13 protein-coding genes are annotated in these 15084 nt (G+C 65.6%); 8 read left to right on the top strand and 5 right to left on the bottom strand.

Annotated features, from left to right (window positions below):
* Positions 1-154: 154 nt before the first annotated feature.
* Positions 155-418, bottom strand: a complete 264-nt coding sequence (locus pbN1_RS09500; RefSeq protein WP_169118775.1) for an accessory factor UbiK family protein — start codon at positions 416-418, stop codon at positions 155-157.
* A 286-nt stretch (positions 419-704) separates the two neighbouring features.
* Between pbN1_RS09500 and pbN1_RS09495 the strand changes: the two genes are divergently transcribed.
* From pbN1_RS09495 to pbN1_RS09485, 3 genes are read left to right on the top strand one after another with little or no spacing between them, the layout of a single operon-like run.
* Complete coding sequence (locus tag pbN1_RS09495; RefSeq protein ID WP_169202675.1) at positions 705-1436, top strand: TorF family putative porin; 732 nt, start codon at positions 705-707, stop codon at positions 1434-1436.
* Between the two features lie 49 nt (positions 1437-1485).
* Complete coding sequence (glnK, locus tag pbN1_RS09490; protein ID WP_011237608.1) at positions 1486-1824, top strand: P-II family nitrogen regulator; 339 nt, start codon at positions 1486-1488, stop codon at positions 1822-1824.
* Positions 1825-1838: 14 nt separating this feature from the next.
* Entirely contained in the window at positions 1839-3191 is a 1353-nt protein-coding gene (locus tag pbN1_RS09485) for an ammonium transporter (RefSeq protein WP_210147707.1), read from the top strand.
* Positions 3192-3330: 139 nt separating this feature from the next.
* On the opposite strand, the gene pbN1_RS09480 is transcribed toward pbN1_RS09485, so the two are convergent.
* The 4 genes from pbN1_RS09480 to pbN1_RS09465 all read right to left on the bottom strand — a co-directional run bounded on the left by pbN1_RS09480 (position 3331) and on the right by pbN1_RS09465 (position 8836).
* A complete protein-coding gene (locus pbN1_RS09480) occupies positions 3331-4356 on the bottom strand; it encodes a 2-oxoacid:ferredoxin oxidoreductase subunit beta (RefSeq protein ID WP_169202676.1) in 1026 nt (341 codons plus the stop codon).
* Between the two features lie 58 nt (positions 4357-4414).
* Positions 4415-6325 carry a 2-oxoacid:acceptor oxidoreductase subunit alpha gene (locus tag pbN1_RS09475; RefSeq protein WP_210147706.1) on the bottom strand — a complete coding sequence of 637 codons (1911 nt, stop codon included), beginning with the start codon at positions 6323-6325 and terminating at the stop codon, positions 4415-4417.
* A 310-nt stretch (positions 6326-6635) separates the two neighbouring features.
* The gene (locus pbN1_RS09470; RefSeq protein ID WP_169202677.1) at positions 6636-7103 is read right to left on the bottom strand and encodes a pyridoxamine 5'-phosphate oxidase family protein; all 468 of its coding nucleotides are present in this window, start codon (positions 7101-7103) and stop codon (positions 6636-6638) included.
* Positions 7100-8836 (bottom strand): sigma-54-dependent Fis family transcriptional regulator, encoded by a 1737-nt coding sequence (locus pbN1_RS09465; RefSeq protein ID WP_169202678.1) that lies wholly within the window; start codon positions 8834-8836, stop codon positions 7100-7102. The genes pbN1_RS09470 and pbN1_RS09465 overlap by 4 nt, the downstream gene beginning before the upstream one ends.
* A gap of 430 nt (positions 8837-9266) precedes the next feature.
* Here pbN1_RS09465 and pbN1_RS09460 point away from each other — a divergent pair, with 430 nt between their 5' ends.
* From pbN1_RS09460 to ppcD, 5 genes are all read left to right on the top strand, one after another.
* A complete protein-coding gene (locus pbN1_RS09460; RefSeq protein ID WP_169202679.1) occupies positions 9267-11105 on the top strand; it encodes a PEP-utilizing enzyme in 1839 nt (612 codons plus the stop codon).
* Positions 11106-11118: 13 nt separating this feature from the next.
* The gene (locus tag pbN1_RS09455; RefSeq protein ID WP_169202680.1) at positions 11119-12243 is read left to right on the top strand and encodes a PEP/pyruvate-binding domain-containing protein; all 1125 of its coding nucleotides are present in this window, start codon (positions 11119-11121) and stop codon (positions 12241-12243) included.
* Positions 12244-12372: 129 nt separating this feature from the next.
* Entirely contained in the window at positions 12373-13041 is a 669-nt protein-coding gene (locus pbN1_RS09450) for a CBS domain-containing protein (protein WP_169202681.1), read from the top strand.
* A 45-nt stretch (positions 13042-13086) separates the two neighbouring features.
* Positions 13087-14505, top strand: a complete 1419-nt coding sequence (gene ppcB / locus pbN1_RS09445) for a phenylphosphate carboxylase subunit beta (protein ID WP_169202682.1) — start codon at positions 13087-13089, stop codon at positions 14503-14505.
* Between the two features lie 64 nt (positions 14506-14569).
* Positions 14570-15079, top strand: a complete 510-nt coding sequence (gene ppcD, locus pbN1_RS09440; RefSeq protein ID WP_169202683.1) for a phenylphosphate carboxylase subunit delta — start codon at positions 14570-14572, stop codon at positions 15077-15079.
* Positions 15080-15084 lie beyond the last annotated feature (5 nt).

The following is a 15084-nucleotide window of genomic DNA, read 5'->3' as shown; positions in this document are numbered from 1 at the left end:
CGGGGACGATGACAAACGCTTGGACGCGCCGCTGCCGAAAGCACCGTCGTGTCGAAGGATCAGGGTGATCGCGGGAGCCGGCACGGCCGCAGGAGCCCGTCCGGCGCATCGCGTTGCGCCGGACGGAGTGGCGGTGCGGGAGTGCCCCGCGGCGTCAGCCGGCGTCGTTTTCGGTGCGCACGCGCGTCAGTTCGGATTCCAGCGCGGCGACGCGGTCTTCGAGTTCGGCGAGTTTTTGCCGGGTATGGGCGAGCATTTCGCGCTGGACGTCGAATTCCTCGCGCGTGACCAGATCGAGCTTGCTGAAGGCGCTGCCGAGCAGGGCTTTGGCGTTCTTCTCGAAATCGCGCGCCGGATTGCTCGCGGCAATTTCGGAAAGCTTGGCGCCGAGTTCATCGAGGATGCGGGGACCGGGCATGGCGGCACCTGTGCGGCGGTTGTGATGGGATGGGCAGTTTATCACGCTCGATTTCGGTCCGCCGGCAGCGAAGGATCCGCGATGCACCATCGTGTGTCAGACGCACCTTTACGGTGCATCGCGAAAGGCGCGCACCTTACACTCTGCTGCCCGACACTGCGTAGGCGAATCCTGAAGCGGGAAAAAATTAATGCCAATCAGCAACTTGGCAAATCCATCCGCAATATGGCATCGATTGTGCTTATGGTGCACTGCCAGATAATTCCCATCCCTGAAGGAGCACGTAATGCGCAAGAGCACAATCGCCGCCGCCCTCTTCACCCTCGTGCCGGCCCTCGGCACGGGCTCCGTCCTCGCCGCCGACGGTCCGTTCACCGCGAACGTCAGCCTGGTCACCGACTATGCGTACCGCGGCATCAGCCAGACCGATGAACGCCCGGCGCTGCAGGGCGGTTTCGACTACGCCCACGACAGCGGCTTCTATGCCGGCGTCTGGGGCACGAACGTTTCGTGGCTGCGTGACGCCGAAACGAGCTCGTCGTCGGGCAACAGCCTTGAACTGGACGTGTACGGCGGCTACAGGACGTCCGTCGGGGCGCTCGGCCTCGATGTCGGCCTGCTGCAGTACTACTACCCGGGCGACTTCGACCGCTCGTGGCGGCGCGACACCGGGCTGTCGAAGCCGGACACGCTCGAAGGCTACGTCGGTCTGAGCTGGGAATTCCTGACGTTCAAGTATTCCCATGCCTTCACCGATCTGTTCGGCACGCCCGATTCGGACCACAGCAAGTACCTCGACCTGACGGCGACCCACGAGGTGATGCCCGGCCTGTCGCTGAGCGCGCACGTCGGCCGCCAGGTCGTCACCGGCCCGGCCGATTCGTACACCGACTGGAAGATCGGCGCGACGAAGGCTGTCGGCGACTTCACGGTCGGCCTGCACTACGTCGATACCGACCTCGACGACATCGACCTCGCCGAGGAGCGCCTGATCCTCTCGCTGAGCCGAACCTTCTGACCCCCCACCGCTGCCGCGGGCACGTCCCGCACGACTGAAAGGAAAGACCATGAAATTCGTCACCGCCATCATCAAGCCCTTCAAGCTCGACGAAGTACGTGAAGCTCTCTCGGCGATCGGCGTGCAGGGCATCACCGTCACCGAAGTCAAAGGTTTCGGCCGCCAGAAGGGCCACACCGAGCTGTACCGCGGCGCGGAATACGTCGTCGATTTTCTGCCCAAAGTGAAGATCGAGGCCGCGATCCGCCCCGATCTGCTCGATCAGGCGATCGAAGCGATCGAAAAATCGGCCGCGACCGGCAAGATCGGCGACGGCAAGATCTTCGTTTTCGATCTCGAACAGGCCATCCGCATCCGCACCGGCGAAACCGGTCCCGACGCGCTGTAACGGAGAAAAAAATCATGAAGAAACTCTACGCAATGCTGCCCGCGGCGCTTGCGCTCGGGCTGGCCGGCGGCGGCGCGCTCGCCCAGGACGCGGCCACGGTCGTCGCACCCGCCGTCGAGGCCGCCGCCGCAGCGCCGATCGTCGAGAAAGGCGACGTCGCGTGGATCATGACCTCGACGCTGCTCGTGCTGTTCATGGCGCTGCCGGGCCTCGCGCTGTTCTACGGCGGCTTGGTGCGGTCGAAGAACATGCTGTCGGTGCTGATGCAGGTGATGGTCGTGTTCTCGCTGATCGCGGTGCTGTGGGTGTTCTACGGCTACAGCCTGGCCTTCACCGAGGCGAGCCCCTTCATCGGCTCGCTCGACAAGCTGTTCCTCGCCGGCGTTACGAGCGACACGCTCGCCGACACCTTCACCGACAACGTCAAGCTGCCCGAGTACGCGTTCATCGCGTTCCAGGCGACGTTCGCCGGCATCACCGGGGCGCTGGTCGTCGGGGCATTCGCCGAACGGATGAAGTTCTCTGCGGTGCTGGTGTTCTCGGTGATCTGGTTCACGCTGTGCTACCTGCCGATCTGCCACATGGTGTGGGGCCCGGGCGGGATGCTGCTGGGCGACGGCGCGCTCGACTTCGCCGGCGGGACGGTGGTGCATATCAACGCCGGGGTCGCGGGTCTCGTCGGAGCGTACATGGTCGGCAAGCGCATCGGCTTCGGCCGCGAAGCGCTGACGCCGCATTCGCTGACACTGACGATGGTCGGCGCGTCGATGCTGTGGGTCGGCTGGTTCGGCTTCAACGCCGGCTCGAACCTCGAAGCGACGTCGGGTGCCGCGCTGGCGTTCATCAACACGCTGGTCGCGACCGCCGCCGCGGTGCTCGCGTGGTCGCTCGGCGAGGCGATGTTCAAGGGCCGGCCGTCGATGCTCGGCGCCGCGTCGGGCGCTGTTGCCGGCCTCGTCGCGATCACGCCGGCCTGCGGCTCGGTCGGGCCGATGGGCGCGATCGTCATCGGCCTGCTCGCCGGCTTCGTCTGCCTGTGGGGCGTCAATGGCCTGAAGCGCATGCTCGGCGCGGACGACGCGCTCGACGTGTTCGGCGTGCATGGTGTCGGCGGCATCCTCGGCGCGATCCTGACGGGCGTGTTCACCGCCCCGTCGCTCGGCGGCACCGGCGCCGAGGACTTCTCGATCGCTGGCCAAGTCTGGATCCAGACCTATAGTGTATTGATCACGATCGCGTGGTCGGCCGTCGTCGCAGTGATCGCCTACAAGGTCGCCGACATCCTCGTCGGGCTGCGGGTGCCCGAAGAGGAGGAACGCCAAGGGCTCGACGTCAGCGCCCACGGCGAGACGGCGTACCACCACTGAGCTTCACGGCCGGGGCCCCTCCTCTTCCCCGGCCACGGGACGGGCGCCCCTCGAAGGGCGCCCGTTTTTCGTCTGCAGCCGGCAAAAGCGAAAGGAGGCTTGCGCCTCCTTTCCGTGTTCCCGCTGTGCCGCAGAGCGCTTATCCGATCGTCCAGGTCTCGCCGCTGTGCAGGAGATCGGTGAGGCAGCCGTCGCCTTTTTTCGCGCGCGTGTCGGCGTGCAACTGCGCGTTGAGTTCGTCATAGCTGTCGTTGCGCACCGAGCGGAACACGCCGAGCGGCACCGGCAGGTCCGGCGTGTCGAACTGCGACAGGAAGAACGCGAGGCCGCTGTGAGCGGCCTTCTCGTCATGCACGACGAGTTCGCTCTCGGCAACACCGCCTTCACCGAGCGTCACGACTTCCGGCTCCATGCCGCGCAGGCGGATGCCGCGGTCGCGCGCCTTGCCGAACACCAGCGGCTTGCCGTCCTCGAGGATCACGCGCGCATCGTCGCGGGTCGCCTTGTCGGTCAGCGTCGAATACGCGCCGTCGTTGAACACGATGCAGTTCTGCAGGATTTCGACGAAGGCCGTGCCCTTGTGCGCTGCGGCGCGCGCGAGCACCGCGCTCAGGTGCGGCAGGTCGGTGTCGACCGAGCGGGCGACGAACGTCGCACCGGCGCCGAGTGCGAGCGCGACGGGCGAGAACGGCCGGTCGATACTGCCCAGCGGCGTGCTCTTGGTCTTCTTGCCCATTTCGGACGTCGGCGAATACTGGCCTTTGGTCAGGCCGTAGATGCGATTGTTGAGCAGGATCACCTTCAGGTCGACGTTGCGGCGCATCGCGTGGATGAAATGGTTGCCGCCGATCGCCAGCGCATCGCCGTCGCCGGTAACGACCCACACCGACAGGTCCGGGCGGGCGAGCTTCAGGCCGCTTGCGATCGCCGGCGCGCGCCCGTGGATGCTGTGCATCCCGTAGGTTTCCATGTAGTACGGGAAGCGGCTCGAACAGCCGATGCCGGAGATGAAGGCGAAGTTCTCGCGCGGGATGCCGAGCGTCGGCAGCAGCTTCTGGATCTGCGCGAGAATCGCGTAGTCGCCGCAGCCGGGACACCAGCGCACGTCCTGGTTCGATTCGAAGTCTTTTTTCGTCAGCGCGACGGGTGAGGACATGTCGTTCATGATGATCTTCCTGTAACAGTGGGGCTCGGGGACGCGGTTCGGCTCGTGCGGACGCGCGTCAGCTCAGTTCGAGGATGCGGTCATGGACTTCGCTGACCTTGAAGGGCTTGCCCTGCACCTTGTTCAGCGGCACGACGTCGCGCAGGTAGCGTTCGCGCAGCAGCTTCGAGAGTTGCCCCATGTTGAGTTCCGGCACCAGCACCGTCTTGTAGCGCCCGAGCAGCTCGCCGAGGTCCGGCGGCAGCGGGTTCAGGTGGCGCAGATGCACGTGCGCGACCGAGCGGCCTTCGGCCTCGGCCTTCTCGCGCGCCTGCGCGATCGTGCCGTAGGTGCTGCCCCAGCCGATGACGAGCAGCTCGCCGGACGCCGGCCCCTCGACCGTCGTCGGCGGGATGTCCTGCGCGGTGCCGGCGACTTTCGCGGCGCGCACATCGACCATGCGCTGGTGGTTCAGCGGGTCGTGCGAGATGTTGCCGCTGAGGAAGTCCTTTTCCAGGCCGCCGACGCGGTGCTCCATGCCCGGCGTGCCGGGGCGCACCCAGGCGCGCGCGAGGTTCTCGTCGCGCGCGTACGGCTGGAAGCCTTCCGGATCGGTGCGATAGCTCACCTCGACTTTCGGCAGGCTCGCGACGTCCGGAATCCGCCACGGCTCGGCGGCGTTCGCGATGCCGCCGTCGGTCAGCAGGATCACCGGCGTCATGTACTTGACGGCGATGCGGAACGCCTCGATCGCGCAATCGAAGCAGTCGGCGGGCGAGCGCGCGGCGATCACCGGGATCGGGCATTCGCCGTTGCGCCCGTAGATCGCCTGCAGCAGGTCGGACTGCTCGATCTTCGTCGGCAGGCCGGTCGACGGGCCGCCGCGCTGCACGTTGACGATCACCAGCGGCAGCTCCAGCATCACCGCGAGGCCCATCGCCTCGGTCTTCAGCGCCATGCCGGGGCCGGAAGTCGTCGTCAGGCCGAGCGCGCCGCCGTAGGCCGCGCCGATCGTCGAGCAGATGCCGGCGATCTCGTCCTCGGCCTGGTAGGTCGTGACATTGAAATGCTTCAGCGCGGACAGTTCGTGCAGGATGTCGGTCGCCGGCGTGATCGGGTACGAGCCGAGGAAGAGCCCGACGCCGGACGACTCGGACGCGGCGACGAAGCCGAGCGCCGCGGCGTGGTTGCCGGTGATGCTGCGATAGACGCCCGGCCTCGCCGCGGCTTCGCGCACCTGGTAGGTCGCAGCGAAGATCTCCGCGGCGTCGGCGTAAGCGTAGCCGGCGCGCAGCGCGTTCGCGTTGGCATCGGCGAATTCCGGCTTCTTCGCGAACTTCTCGTAGACGTCGGCGATCTCGTCTTCGATCGGCCGGCCGTACAGGCACAGCATCAGGCCGAGCGCGAAGTAGTTCTTGCAGCGGCCGACTTCCTTCTTCGACAGGCCGGAGTCGCGCAGCGCCGCCGCAGTCAGCGCCGAGATGTCGATCTTGAACAGGCGATAGCCGTCGAGGCTGCCGTCCTCGAGCGGATTGCTCGCGTAGCCGGCTTTCGCGAGGTTCGTATCGGCGAACGCGCCGGTGTTCGCGATGATGATGCCGCCGTGCTTGACGTCGGCGAGGTTGGTCTTCAGCGCCGCCGGATTCATCGCGACGAGCGCGTCGGGCGCGTCGCCGGACGTGAATACCTGGCGCGACCCGTACTGGATCTGGTAGCCGGAGACGCCGAACAGGGTGCCGGTCGGCGCGCGGATTTCGGACGGGTAGTCGGGATGCGTCGCGAAGCCGTGCCCGGCCTTCGCGACGGCCTTCGAGAATTCCGAACCGGTGAGCTGCATGCCGTCGCCGGAGTCGCCGACGAAACGGATCACGACGCTGTCGAGCGCCTCGACCGCCCGTACGCTCGACGCGCCGGCGGCTTCGGTGCTGCCGCTGCCGATCGCTTCCCTGGTATCCACTTCGACCTCGGACGTGTATCCGGCTTCTGACATGACTTTCCTCCTCGATGGGCCCGGGTTGCCTGCCCTCGTTGCAGGGCGACGTCGTCGACCGCGGGCGGGGTTTTGTTGATTACAAACAGTTTGACGTCCATCAGTATTGACGCAGGTCAAGAGAAGCGAAATATCACGGAATTGAAACGCTTTTGCGGAACCTGCAGGATCGCGAAGCGCGTCATGCGCTTGCATGCGGCGCATGCGGTGACGGTCGAAACGGGACGGGGCGGCAGCGGGGGCGGCGTGACAGGGGGCACGACCGGACGCACCTCATCGCGGCCGTCGACGGAGCGGCGGAGCGACCTGCTCAGCCGGCGCAGTCGATCTCGTCGCGGTGGCCGAAGCCGGCGGAATTGTCGATGAAATACAGGCGCTCGGGCACGAAGCGGTACCAGCGCACTTTCGCCAGCGCCTTGACGATCGCGGCCGGGGCCAGCGCGAGCTTGCCGACGACCGGGTACTTGTCGCCATACAGCCGGCGCGCGCGCTTTTCCTCGTCGCCCGACGCCTCGCAGGCGAGCCCTTCGGCCTGGATACCCTTGATCTGTGGCCAGTCCGCGTAATCTTCCTGCACCGTGATCGCGACCCGCGCCGGCGCGGCGATCGCGGTGGCGTGCCGGCTTGCCGGCGCCGACAGGAAATACAGCGTGAAGCCGTCGCTGACGTAGAACACTGCCGCAGCCCACGGGCCGTCGCTGCCGTGCGTCGCGAGCGTCATCACGTGGTGCGCCTGCAGGTACGCGAGCGCCGCCTCGCGCGCCTCTGCCGCGGTCAAGATTCGACGCTCCCCGGTTCGCGCAGGGGCTGCGGCGTCGCCCGCGCGTGGCCGCTTTCGTGCAGCCGCTTGAGCCGGTACGCGAGCTGCGGGCGGCTCAGGCCGAGCATGCGTGCCGCGGACGACAGGTTGCCGCGCGCCTTGTCCGTCGCGGCCTCGATCAGCATCGCCTCGACCTGGTCGAGCGTCATCGTGCCGTCGCAGACCGCGTCACAGATCGACTTACCGGCATCGCCCTCCCCGGCGTCGAGCTTGCCGTCCGGGTCGAGCCCGAACTCGCGGGCCTCGTCGCCCCAGGACAGGAACAGGTGCTCGACTTCGATGCGCGTGCCGTGCGGCGCGAGGATGACGCCGCGTTCGACGGTGTTCTGCAGCTCGCGGATGTTGCCGGGCCACGCGTAGGTGGTCAGCGCGCGCTTGGCCTTGTCGGTAAAACCGAGCAGCTTCTTGCCGTTGATCGCGGCGTGCTTTTCGAGGAAATGCTTGGCGAGGACGGAGATGTCCTCGCGGCGTTCGCGCAGCGGCGGGATATTGACCTGGTAGGCGTTGAGGCGATAGTAAAGGTCGGCGCGGAAACGCCCTTCCTTGACGAGCTGCGGCAGCCCGGCGTTGGTTGCCGCGACGAGGCGCACGTTGATCTTGCGCACCCGGTCGTCGCCGAGGCGCTCGACCTCGCCTTCCTGCAGCACGCGCAGCAGCTTGCTCTGCGCCGTCAACGGCAGCTCGCCGATCTCGTCGAGGAACAGCGTGCCGCCGTCGGCGCGCTCGAAACGTCCGGGGCGCGACATCAGCGCGCCGGTATAGGCGCCCTTCTCGACGCCGAAGAGCTCGGATTCGACCAGGTCGTGCGGGATCGCCGCGCAGTTGATCGCCACCAGCGGACGATCGCGGCGCGTGCTCATCTCGTGCAGCGCGCGGGCGAACAGTTCCTTGCCGACGCCGGTCTCGCCGAGCAGCAGCACCGAGATGTGGCTCGCCGCCGCCTGGCTCAGCAGCGCGAGCGCGGCGCGAAAACCGGGCGATGTGCCGATCATGTCGCCGGGAAGCTGGTTCTTCTCGCCGATCGTCGAGCGCAGCTGTACGACTTGCGTCTGCAGGTCGATCAATTGGTCGGCAATCGACTCGGGCGTGAAGAAGCGCATGAGCTCGTCGGCGTCCTCCCATTCCTCGACCGGCTTGCCGACGATGCGGCAGCCCTCGTCGCCCATGCCGACGCATTCGACCTCCTTGTACAGGATCGAACGACCCATGAACGCAGAGGTGTAGCCGCAGGCGTAACCGATCTGCGTCCAGCACACCGGCTCGTCGTGCGTGCCGAAGTGCCGTCGGTGCGACTGGCCTTCCCATGAGTTGATCCAGCGGAATTCGCCGTAGAAGCTGCCGGACGCGCGGTCGAACTCGACGCGGATCGGCACGACGCCGACGTTGCCTTCGAGCGCATGCAGCCGCGGTCCGGTCATGAAGACTTCCATGTCCGTCATGTCCTGCGTCCGGGTGCGCACGAGCTCGGCGTCGCGCATGCCCGAAGCGTAGCCCATGCGCAACAGCAGCCCGCGCGCACGGTTCATGCCGAGCGTGTCGATGAGCTCCTTGCGCAAGGACGCCTGGGCCTCGGCATGCACGAGCAGCATGCGGTGTTCGTGCAGCCAGATCTGGCCGGTGTCGGAACAGAAATGCACGCGTGACCTCAGGTCAGCGCCGTCTGCGCGGCTCGCGTCTTGGAGCTTGGTCATGCCTCGCCCTCCTCCTGGATCGCTTGTTCTACGCGTCGCCGCGACCTCTCGTGTTGACCTGGATCAAACAGTTCAGGCAACAACCATCTGGACAAAATCGGCCCCCTCTGAACGTCCATTCATCAAATGATCAAGACGCCCGGCCGGCGGAGGTGAAATCTCATCAATTGATAAAGCCGCGGTCGCAGCCAACTGCCTGGTCGCGGCCCGTGCCCCGCGCCCTTGCGGGCATTTTGCATGATCTCGCAAAAACACCTGGATCGCCTGCCACGACTGAGCCGCGGCCCGGCCGAAGCGCCCGCGGAAAGTCCGTTTGCCGGACCTGCGCAGCCGCAATGGCACACCCCTTGCAAAGGGACTCCGGCAAGCGTCGTCCAACAAAATCCGGTTGCCACGATCGACACCGGAATTACAAAGGAGGGGGCATCAGATGAAGTTTCCTGTTCCGCACGACATCAAGGCCAAGACGATTCCGGGGACCGAAGGCTGGGAGCGGATGTATCCGTACCAGTACCAGTTCGTCACCGACGACCCGCAGCGCAACCAGTACGAGAAGGACACTTTCTGGTTCTACGACGGACTGCATTACCCGGAGCCGCTCTATCCGTTCGACACGATCTGGGACGAGGCCTGGTATCTCGCGCTGTCGCAGTTCAACAACCGCATCTTCCAGGTGCCGCCGGTGCGCGGCGTCGATCACCGCATCATCAACGGCTACGTCTATATCTCGCCGGTGCCGGTCAAGGATCCGGCGGAGATCGGCGAGCGCGTGCCCAACTTCATGGAACGCGCAGGCTTCTATTACAAGAACTGGGACGCGCTCGAGGCGAAGTGGAAAGTCAAGATGGAGGCGACGATCGCCGAACTCGAAGCACTCGAGATTCCACGTCTGCCCGACATCGAGCCGCTGAGCGTGGTCACCGAAGGCATCGGCGAGTCGACGGGCTATCACCTGCTGAAGAACTATGACGATCTGATCAATCTCGGCATCAAGTGCTGGCAGTACCACTTCGAGTTCCTCAACCTCGGCTATGCGGCGTATGTCTTTTTCATGGACTTCACGCAGAAGCTGTTCCCGAGCATTCCGCTGCAGCGGATCACGCAGATGGTCTCGGGCATCGACGTGCTGATGTTCCGCTCCGACGACGAGCTGAAGGCGCTGGCGAAGCAGGCGGTCACGCTGGAAGTCGACGACATCGTCACCGCTCACCGCGACTGGGCCGACGTCAAGGCCGCCCTCGCGAAGCACCGGCAGGGCAACGCGTGGCTCGCGGCGTTCGAGAAGGCGCGCTATCCGTGGTTCAACATTTCGTCCGGCACCGGCTGGTTCCACACCGACCGCAGCTGGAACGACAACCTCAACATCCCGCTCGACGGCATCCAGACCTATATCGGCAAGCTCCGCGAAGGCGTCTCGATCGACCGGCCGATGGAAGCGGTGCGCGCCGAACGCGACCGCATCACCGCCGAATACCGCGAGCTGATCGACAGCGACGAGGACCGCAAGCAGTTCGACGAGTTGCTCGGCTGCGCGAAGACGGTGTTCCCGTACGTCGAGAACCATCTCTTCTACGTCGAGCACTGGTTCCACTCGGTGTTCTGGAACAAGATCCGCGAAGTCGCCGCGGTCATGAAGGAACACGGCATGATCGCCGACGTTGAAGACATCTGGTATCTGCGCCGCGACGAGATCAAGCAGGCGCTATGGGATGTCGTCACCGCGTGGGCGACCGGCGTCACGCCGCGCGGCACCACGACCTGGCCGGCCGAAATCGAATGGCGCAAGGGCGTGATGCAGAAGTTCCGTGAATGGAACCCGCCGCCGGCGATCGGTGTCGCCCCGGAAGTCATCCAGGAGCCTTTCACGATCGTGCTGTGGGGGGTCACGAACAACTCCCTGGCCGACTGGGCCGCGGTGCAGGACATCGGCGACCCCGACAGCATCACCGAGCTGAAAGGCTTCGCCGCGAGCCCCGGCACTGTCGAAGGCCGTGCCCGCGTGTGCCGCAGCGCCGAGGACATCCGCGACCTGCAGGAAGGCGAGATCCTCGTCGCACCGACGACCTCGCCGTCGTGGGCGCCGGCATTCGCGAAGATCAAGGCCTGCGTCACCGACGTCGGCGGCGTCATGAGCCACGCCGCGATCGTGTGCCGCGAATACGGCATGCCGGCGGTCGTCGGCACGGGAGTGTCGACACGCGTGATCCGCACCGGCATGACGCTGCGGGTCGACGGCTCGTCCGGCGTGATCTCGATCATCACGGCCTGAAGAGGTGACCCCGATGGGAAGCGTTATTTCTGCAGCAGCCCTGCCCTGGGCCGCCCTCGACAGCGTCGCGCCGAAAGTGTGTTCTTTCGAGGAATGCGGCAAGGACTCGGTGCAGCTGGTCGGCGGCAAGTGCGCGTCGCTCGGCGAACTGATCAACGCGGGTGTGCGGGTGCCGCCGGGCTTCGCGCTCACCACCCGCGGCTATGCACAGTTCATGCGCGAGGCCGGCATCCAGGCCGAAGTCGCGGGGCTCCTCGACGGCCTCGACCACGAGGACATGGACAAGCTCGAGGAGGCCTCGCACGCGATCCGCGAAATGATCGAATCGCGCCCGCTGCCGATCGAGCTCGAGGACCTGATCGCCGAGGCCTACCGCAAACTGTCGGTGCGCTGCTACCTGCCGGCGGTGCCGGTCGCAGTGCGCTCCTCCGCGACCGCCGAGGACCTGCCGGGCGCGAGCTTCGCCGGCCAGCAGGACACCTACCTGTGGATCCGCGGCGTCGATGACGTGATCCATCACGTGCGGCGGTGCATCTCCAGCCTCTACAGCGGGCGGGCGATCGCCTACCGCATGAAGATGGGATTCCCGCACGAACAGGTCGCGATCAGCGTCGGCATCCAGAAGATGGCGAACGCCTACACCGCGGGCGTGATGTTCACCGTGCATCCGGCGACCGGCGACCGCTCGGTGATCGTCATCGACGCGAACTTCGGCTTCGGTGAATCGGTGGTTTCGGGCGAGGTCACGCCGGACAACTTCGTCGTCAACAAGATCACGCTCGACATCATCGAGCGGACGATCTCGACGAAGGAGATCTGCCACACCGTCGATCTCAAAACCCAGAAGTCGATCGCGCTGCCGGTGCCGGCCGAGCGCCAGAACATCCAGTCGATCACCGATGACGAGATCGGCGAGCTGGCGTTGATGGCGAAGAAGATCGAGAAACACTACGGCCGCCCGATGGACATCGAATGGGCGATCGACAAGAACCTGCCCGCCGGCGGGAACATTTTCATCCTGCAGGCGCGGCCCGAAACGATCTGGAGCAACCGCCAGAGAACCACCGGTGCGGCAAGCAGCACGTCGGCGATGGATTACATCGTGTCGAGCCTGCTCACCGGCAAGCGCCTGACGTAGGGCGGATGAGCCGAAGGCGCTATCCGCCAACCGAACCGCCAACCGAACCGCCGCTGGGTTCGGCAGGTATTTGGCGGAAGGCGCTGCGCTTTTTTGCCCTACGACGGCAACGGATATGGAGAACGAAAAATGATCGTACGTAACTGGATGCAGCCGAATCCGACCGTGCTGACCGGCGACACGCTGCTGTCCGAGGCGAAGCGGATCCTGTCGGAGGCCAATGTCCACGCGCTGCCGGTCGTAGACGACGGTCGCCTGCGCGGCCTCATCACGCGCGCCGGCTGCCTGCGCGCTGCGCACGTCGCGCTGCGCACCCAGGACACCGACGAGCTCAGCTATTTCTCGAACTGCGTCAAGGTCAAGGACATCATGGTCCGCAACCCGGCGACGATCGACGCCGACGACACGATGGAGCACTGCCTGCAGGTCGGCCAGGAGCACGGCGTCGGGCAGCTGCCGGTGATGGACGGCGGCAATGTCGTGGGCATGATCTCGGCGATCGAGATGTTCTCGCTGGCGGCGCACTTCCTCGGCGCCTGGGAAAAGCGCAGCGGCGTGACGCTGGCGCCGATCGAGCTCAAGCCGGGAACGATGGGTCGCATTACCGACATCGTCGAATCCGCCGGCGCCGAACTGCTCGCGATCTACCCGATCGGCATCGGCCACCAGGACGCCTCGTCCGCGGCGCACGCGAAGAAAGTGATCGTCCGCTTCCACGCCGCGGACACCGATACGGTGACCCGCGCACTCGAGCACGCGGGATTCGAGATCATCGAATCCGTCCAGGCAAAGCATTGAGCCCTTCCTGTTGAACTGATCGTCATCCACCAAGGAGTTTTTCGAATGGACCTGAGATATTTCATCAACCAGTGCGCCGAAGCCAACGAGCTGAAGCGCATCACCACCGAAGTCGACTGGAATCTGGAGATCTCGCACGTCTCCAAGCTGACCGAGGAGAAGAAAGGTCCGGCGCTGCTGTTCGAGAGCATCAAGGGCTACGACACGCCGGTATTCACAGGCGCATTCGCGACGACCAAGCGCCTGGCGATCATGCTCGGCCTGCCGCACGACCTGACGCTGTGCCAGTCGGCGCAACAGTGGATGAAGAAGACAATCACCTCCGAAGGCCTGATCAAGGCGAAGGAAGTGAAGGACGGACCGGTGCTGGAAAACGTGCTCACCGGCAACAAGGTCGACCTGAACATGTTCCCGGTGCCGAAGTTCTTCCCGCTCGATGGCGGGCGCTACATCGGCACGATGGTGTCGGTGGTGCTGCGCGACCCGGAAACGGGCGAGGTGAACCTCGGCACCTATCGCATGCAGATGCTCGACGACAAGCGCTGCGGCGTGCAGATCCTGCCCGGCAAGCGCGGCGAGCGGATCATGAAGAAGTACGCCAAGATGGGGAAGAAGATGCCCGCGGCGGCGATCATCGGCTGCGATCCGCTGATCTTCATGGCCGGCACTCTGATGCACAAGGGCGCGAGCGACTTCGACATCACCGGCACGGTGCGCGGCCAGCAGGCCGAGTTCCTGATGGCACCGCTGACCGGGCTGCCCGTGCCGGCGGGCGCCGAGATCGTCCTCGAAGGCGAGATCGACCCGAACGCCTTCCTGCCCGAAGGCCCGTTTGCCGAATACACCGGCTACTACACCGACGAGCTGCACAAGCCGATCCCGAAGCCGGTGCTCGAAGTGCAGCAGATCCTGCACCGCAACAACCCGATCCTGTGGGCAACCGGCCAGGGCCGTCCGGTGACCGACGTGCATATGCTGCTCGCCTTCACGCGGACCGCGACCCTGTGGACCGAGCTCGAGCAGATGCGCATCCCCGGCGTCCAGTCGGTGTGCGTGCTGCCGGAATCGACCGGGCGCTTCTGGTCCGTCGTGTCGCTCAAGCAGGCGTACCCCGGCCACTCGCGCCAGGTCGCCGACGCGGTCATGGGCAGCAACACCGGCAGCTACGGCATGAAGGGCATCATCACCGTCGACGAGGACATCGCCGCCGACGACCTGCAGCGCGTGTTCTGGGCGCTGTCGTGCCGTTACGACCCGATGCGCGGCACCGAACTCATCAAGCGCGGCCGCTCGACGCCGCTCGACCCGGCGCTCGACCCGGACGGCGACAAGCTCACGACGTCGCGCATCCTGATGGACGCGTGCATCCCGTACGAGTGGAAACAGAAGCCGGTCGAGGCGCGCATGGACGAGGAAATGCTCGCCAAGATCCGCGCCCGCTGGCACGAGTACGGCATCGACTGAGCGACACCTACCACCGACACGCAACGGCCGTCCGGCGAGGCGGCCTCACCGAGGATATGGAAACATGGAACGGGCAAAGAACATCAAGCTGGTGATCCTCGACGTCGACGGCGTGATGACCGACGGCCGCATCGTCATCAACGACGAAGGCGTCGAATCGCGCAACTTCGACATCAAGGACGGCATGGGCGTCATCGTGCTGCAGCTGTGCGGCATCGACGTCGCGATCATCACGTCGAAGAAATCCGGCGCGGTGCGCCATCGCGCCGAGGAGCTGAAGATCAAGCGCTTCCACGAGGGCATCAAGAAGAAGACCGAGCCGTATGCGCAGATGATCGAGGAGATGAACATCTCCGACGCCGAGGTGTGCTACGTCGGCGACGACCTCGTCGATCTGTCGATGATGAAGCGCGTCGGGCTGCCCATAGCAGTCGGCGATGCGGTCGCCGACATCAAGGAAATCGCCGCCTACGTGACCACCGCGCGCGGCGGGCACGGCGCGGTGCGCGAAGTCGCCGAGCTGATCCTCAAGGCGCAAGGCAAGTGGGACGCGGTGCTCGCGAAGCTCCACTGAACGGT

This window comes from Aromatoleum bremense (assembly GCF_017894365.1).
Classification (GTDB): Bacteria; Pseudomonadota; Gammaproteobacteria; order Burkholderiales; family Rhodocyclaceae; genus Aromatoleum; species Aromatoleum bremense.
Note: the sequence above shows the minus strand (reverse complement) of the source record. Positions and strands in the feature narration are given on the sequence as shown.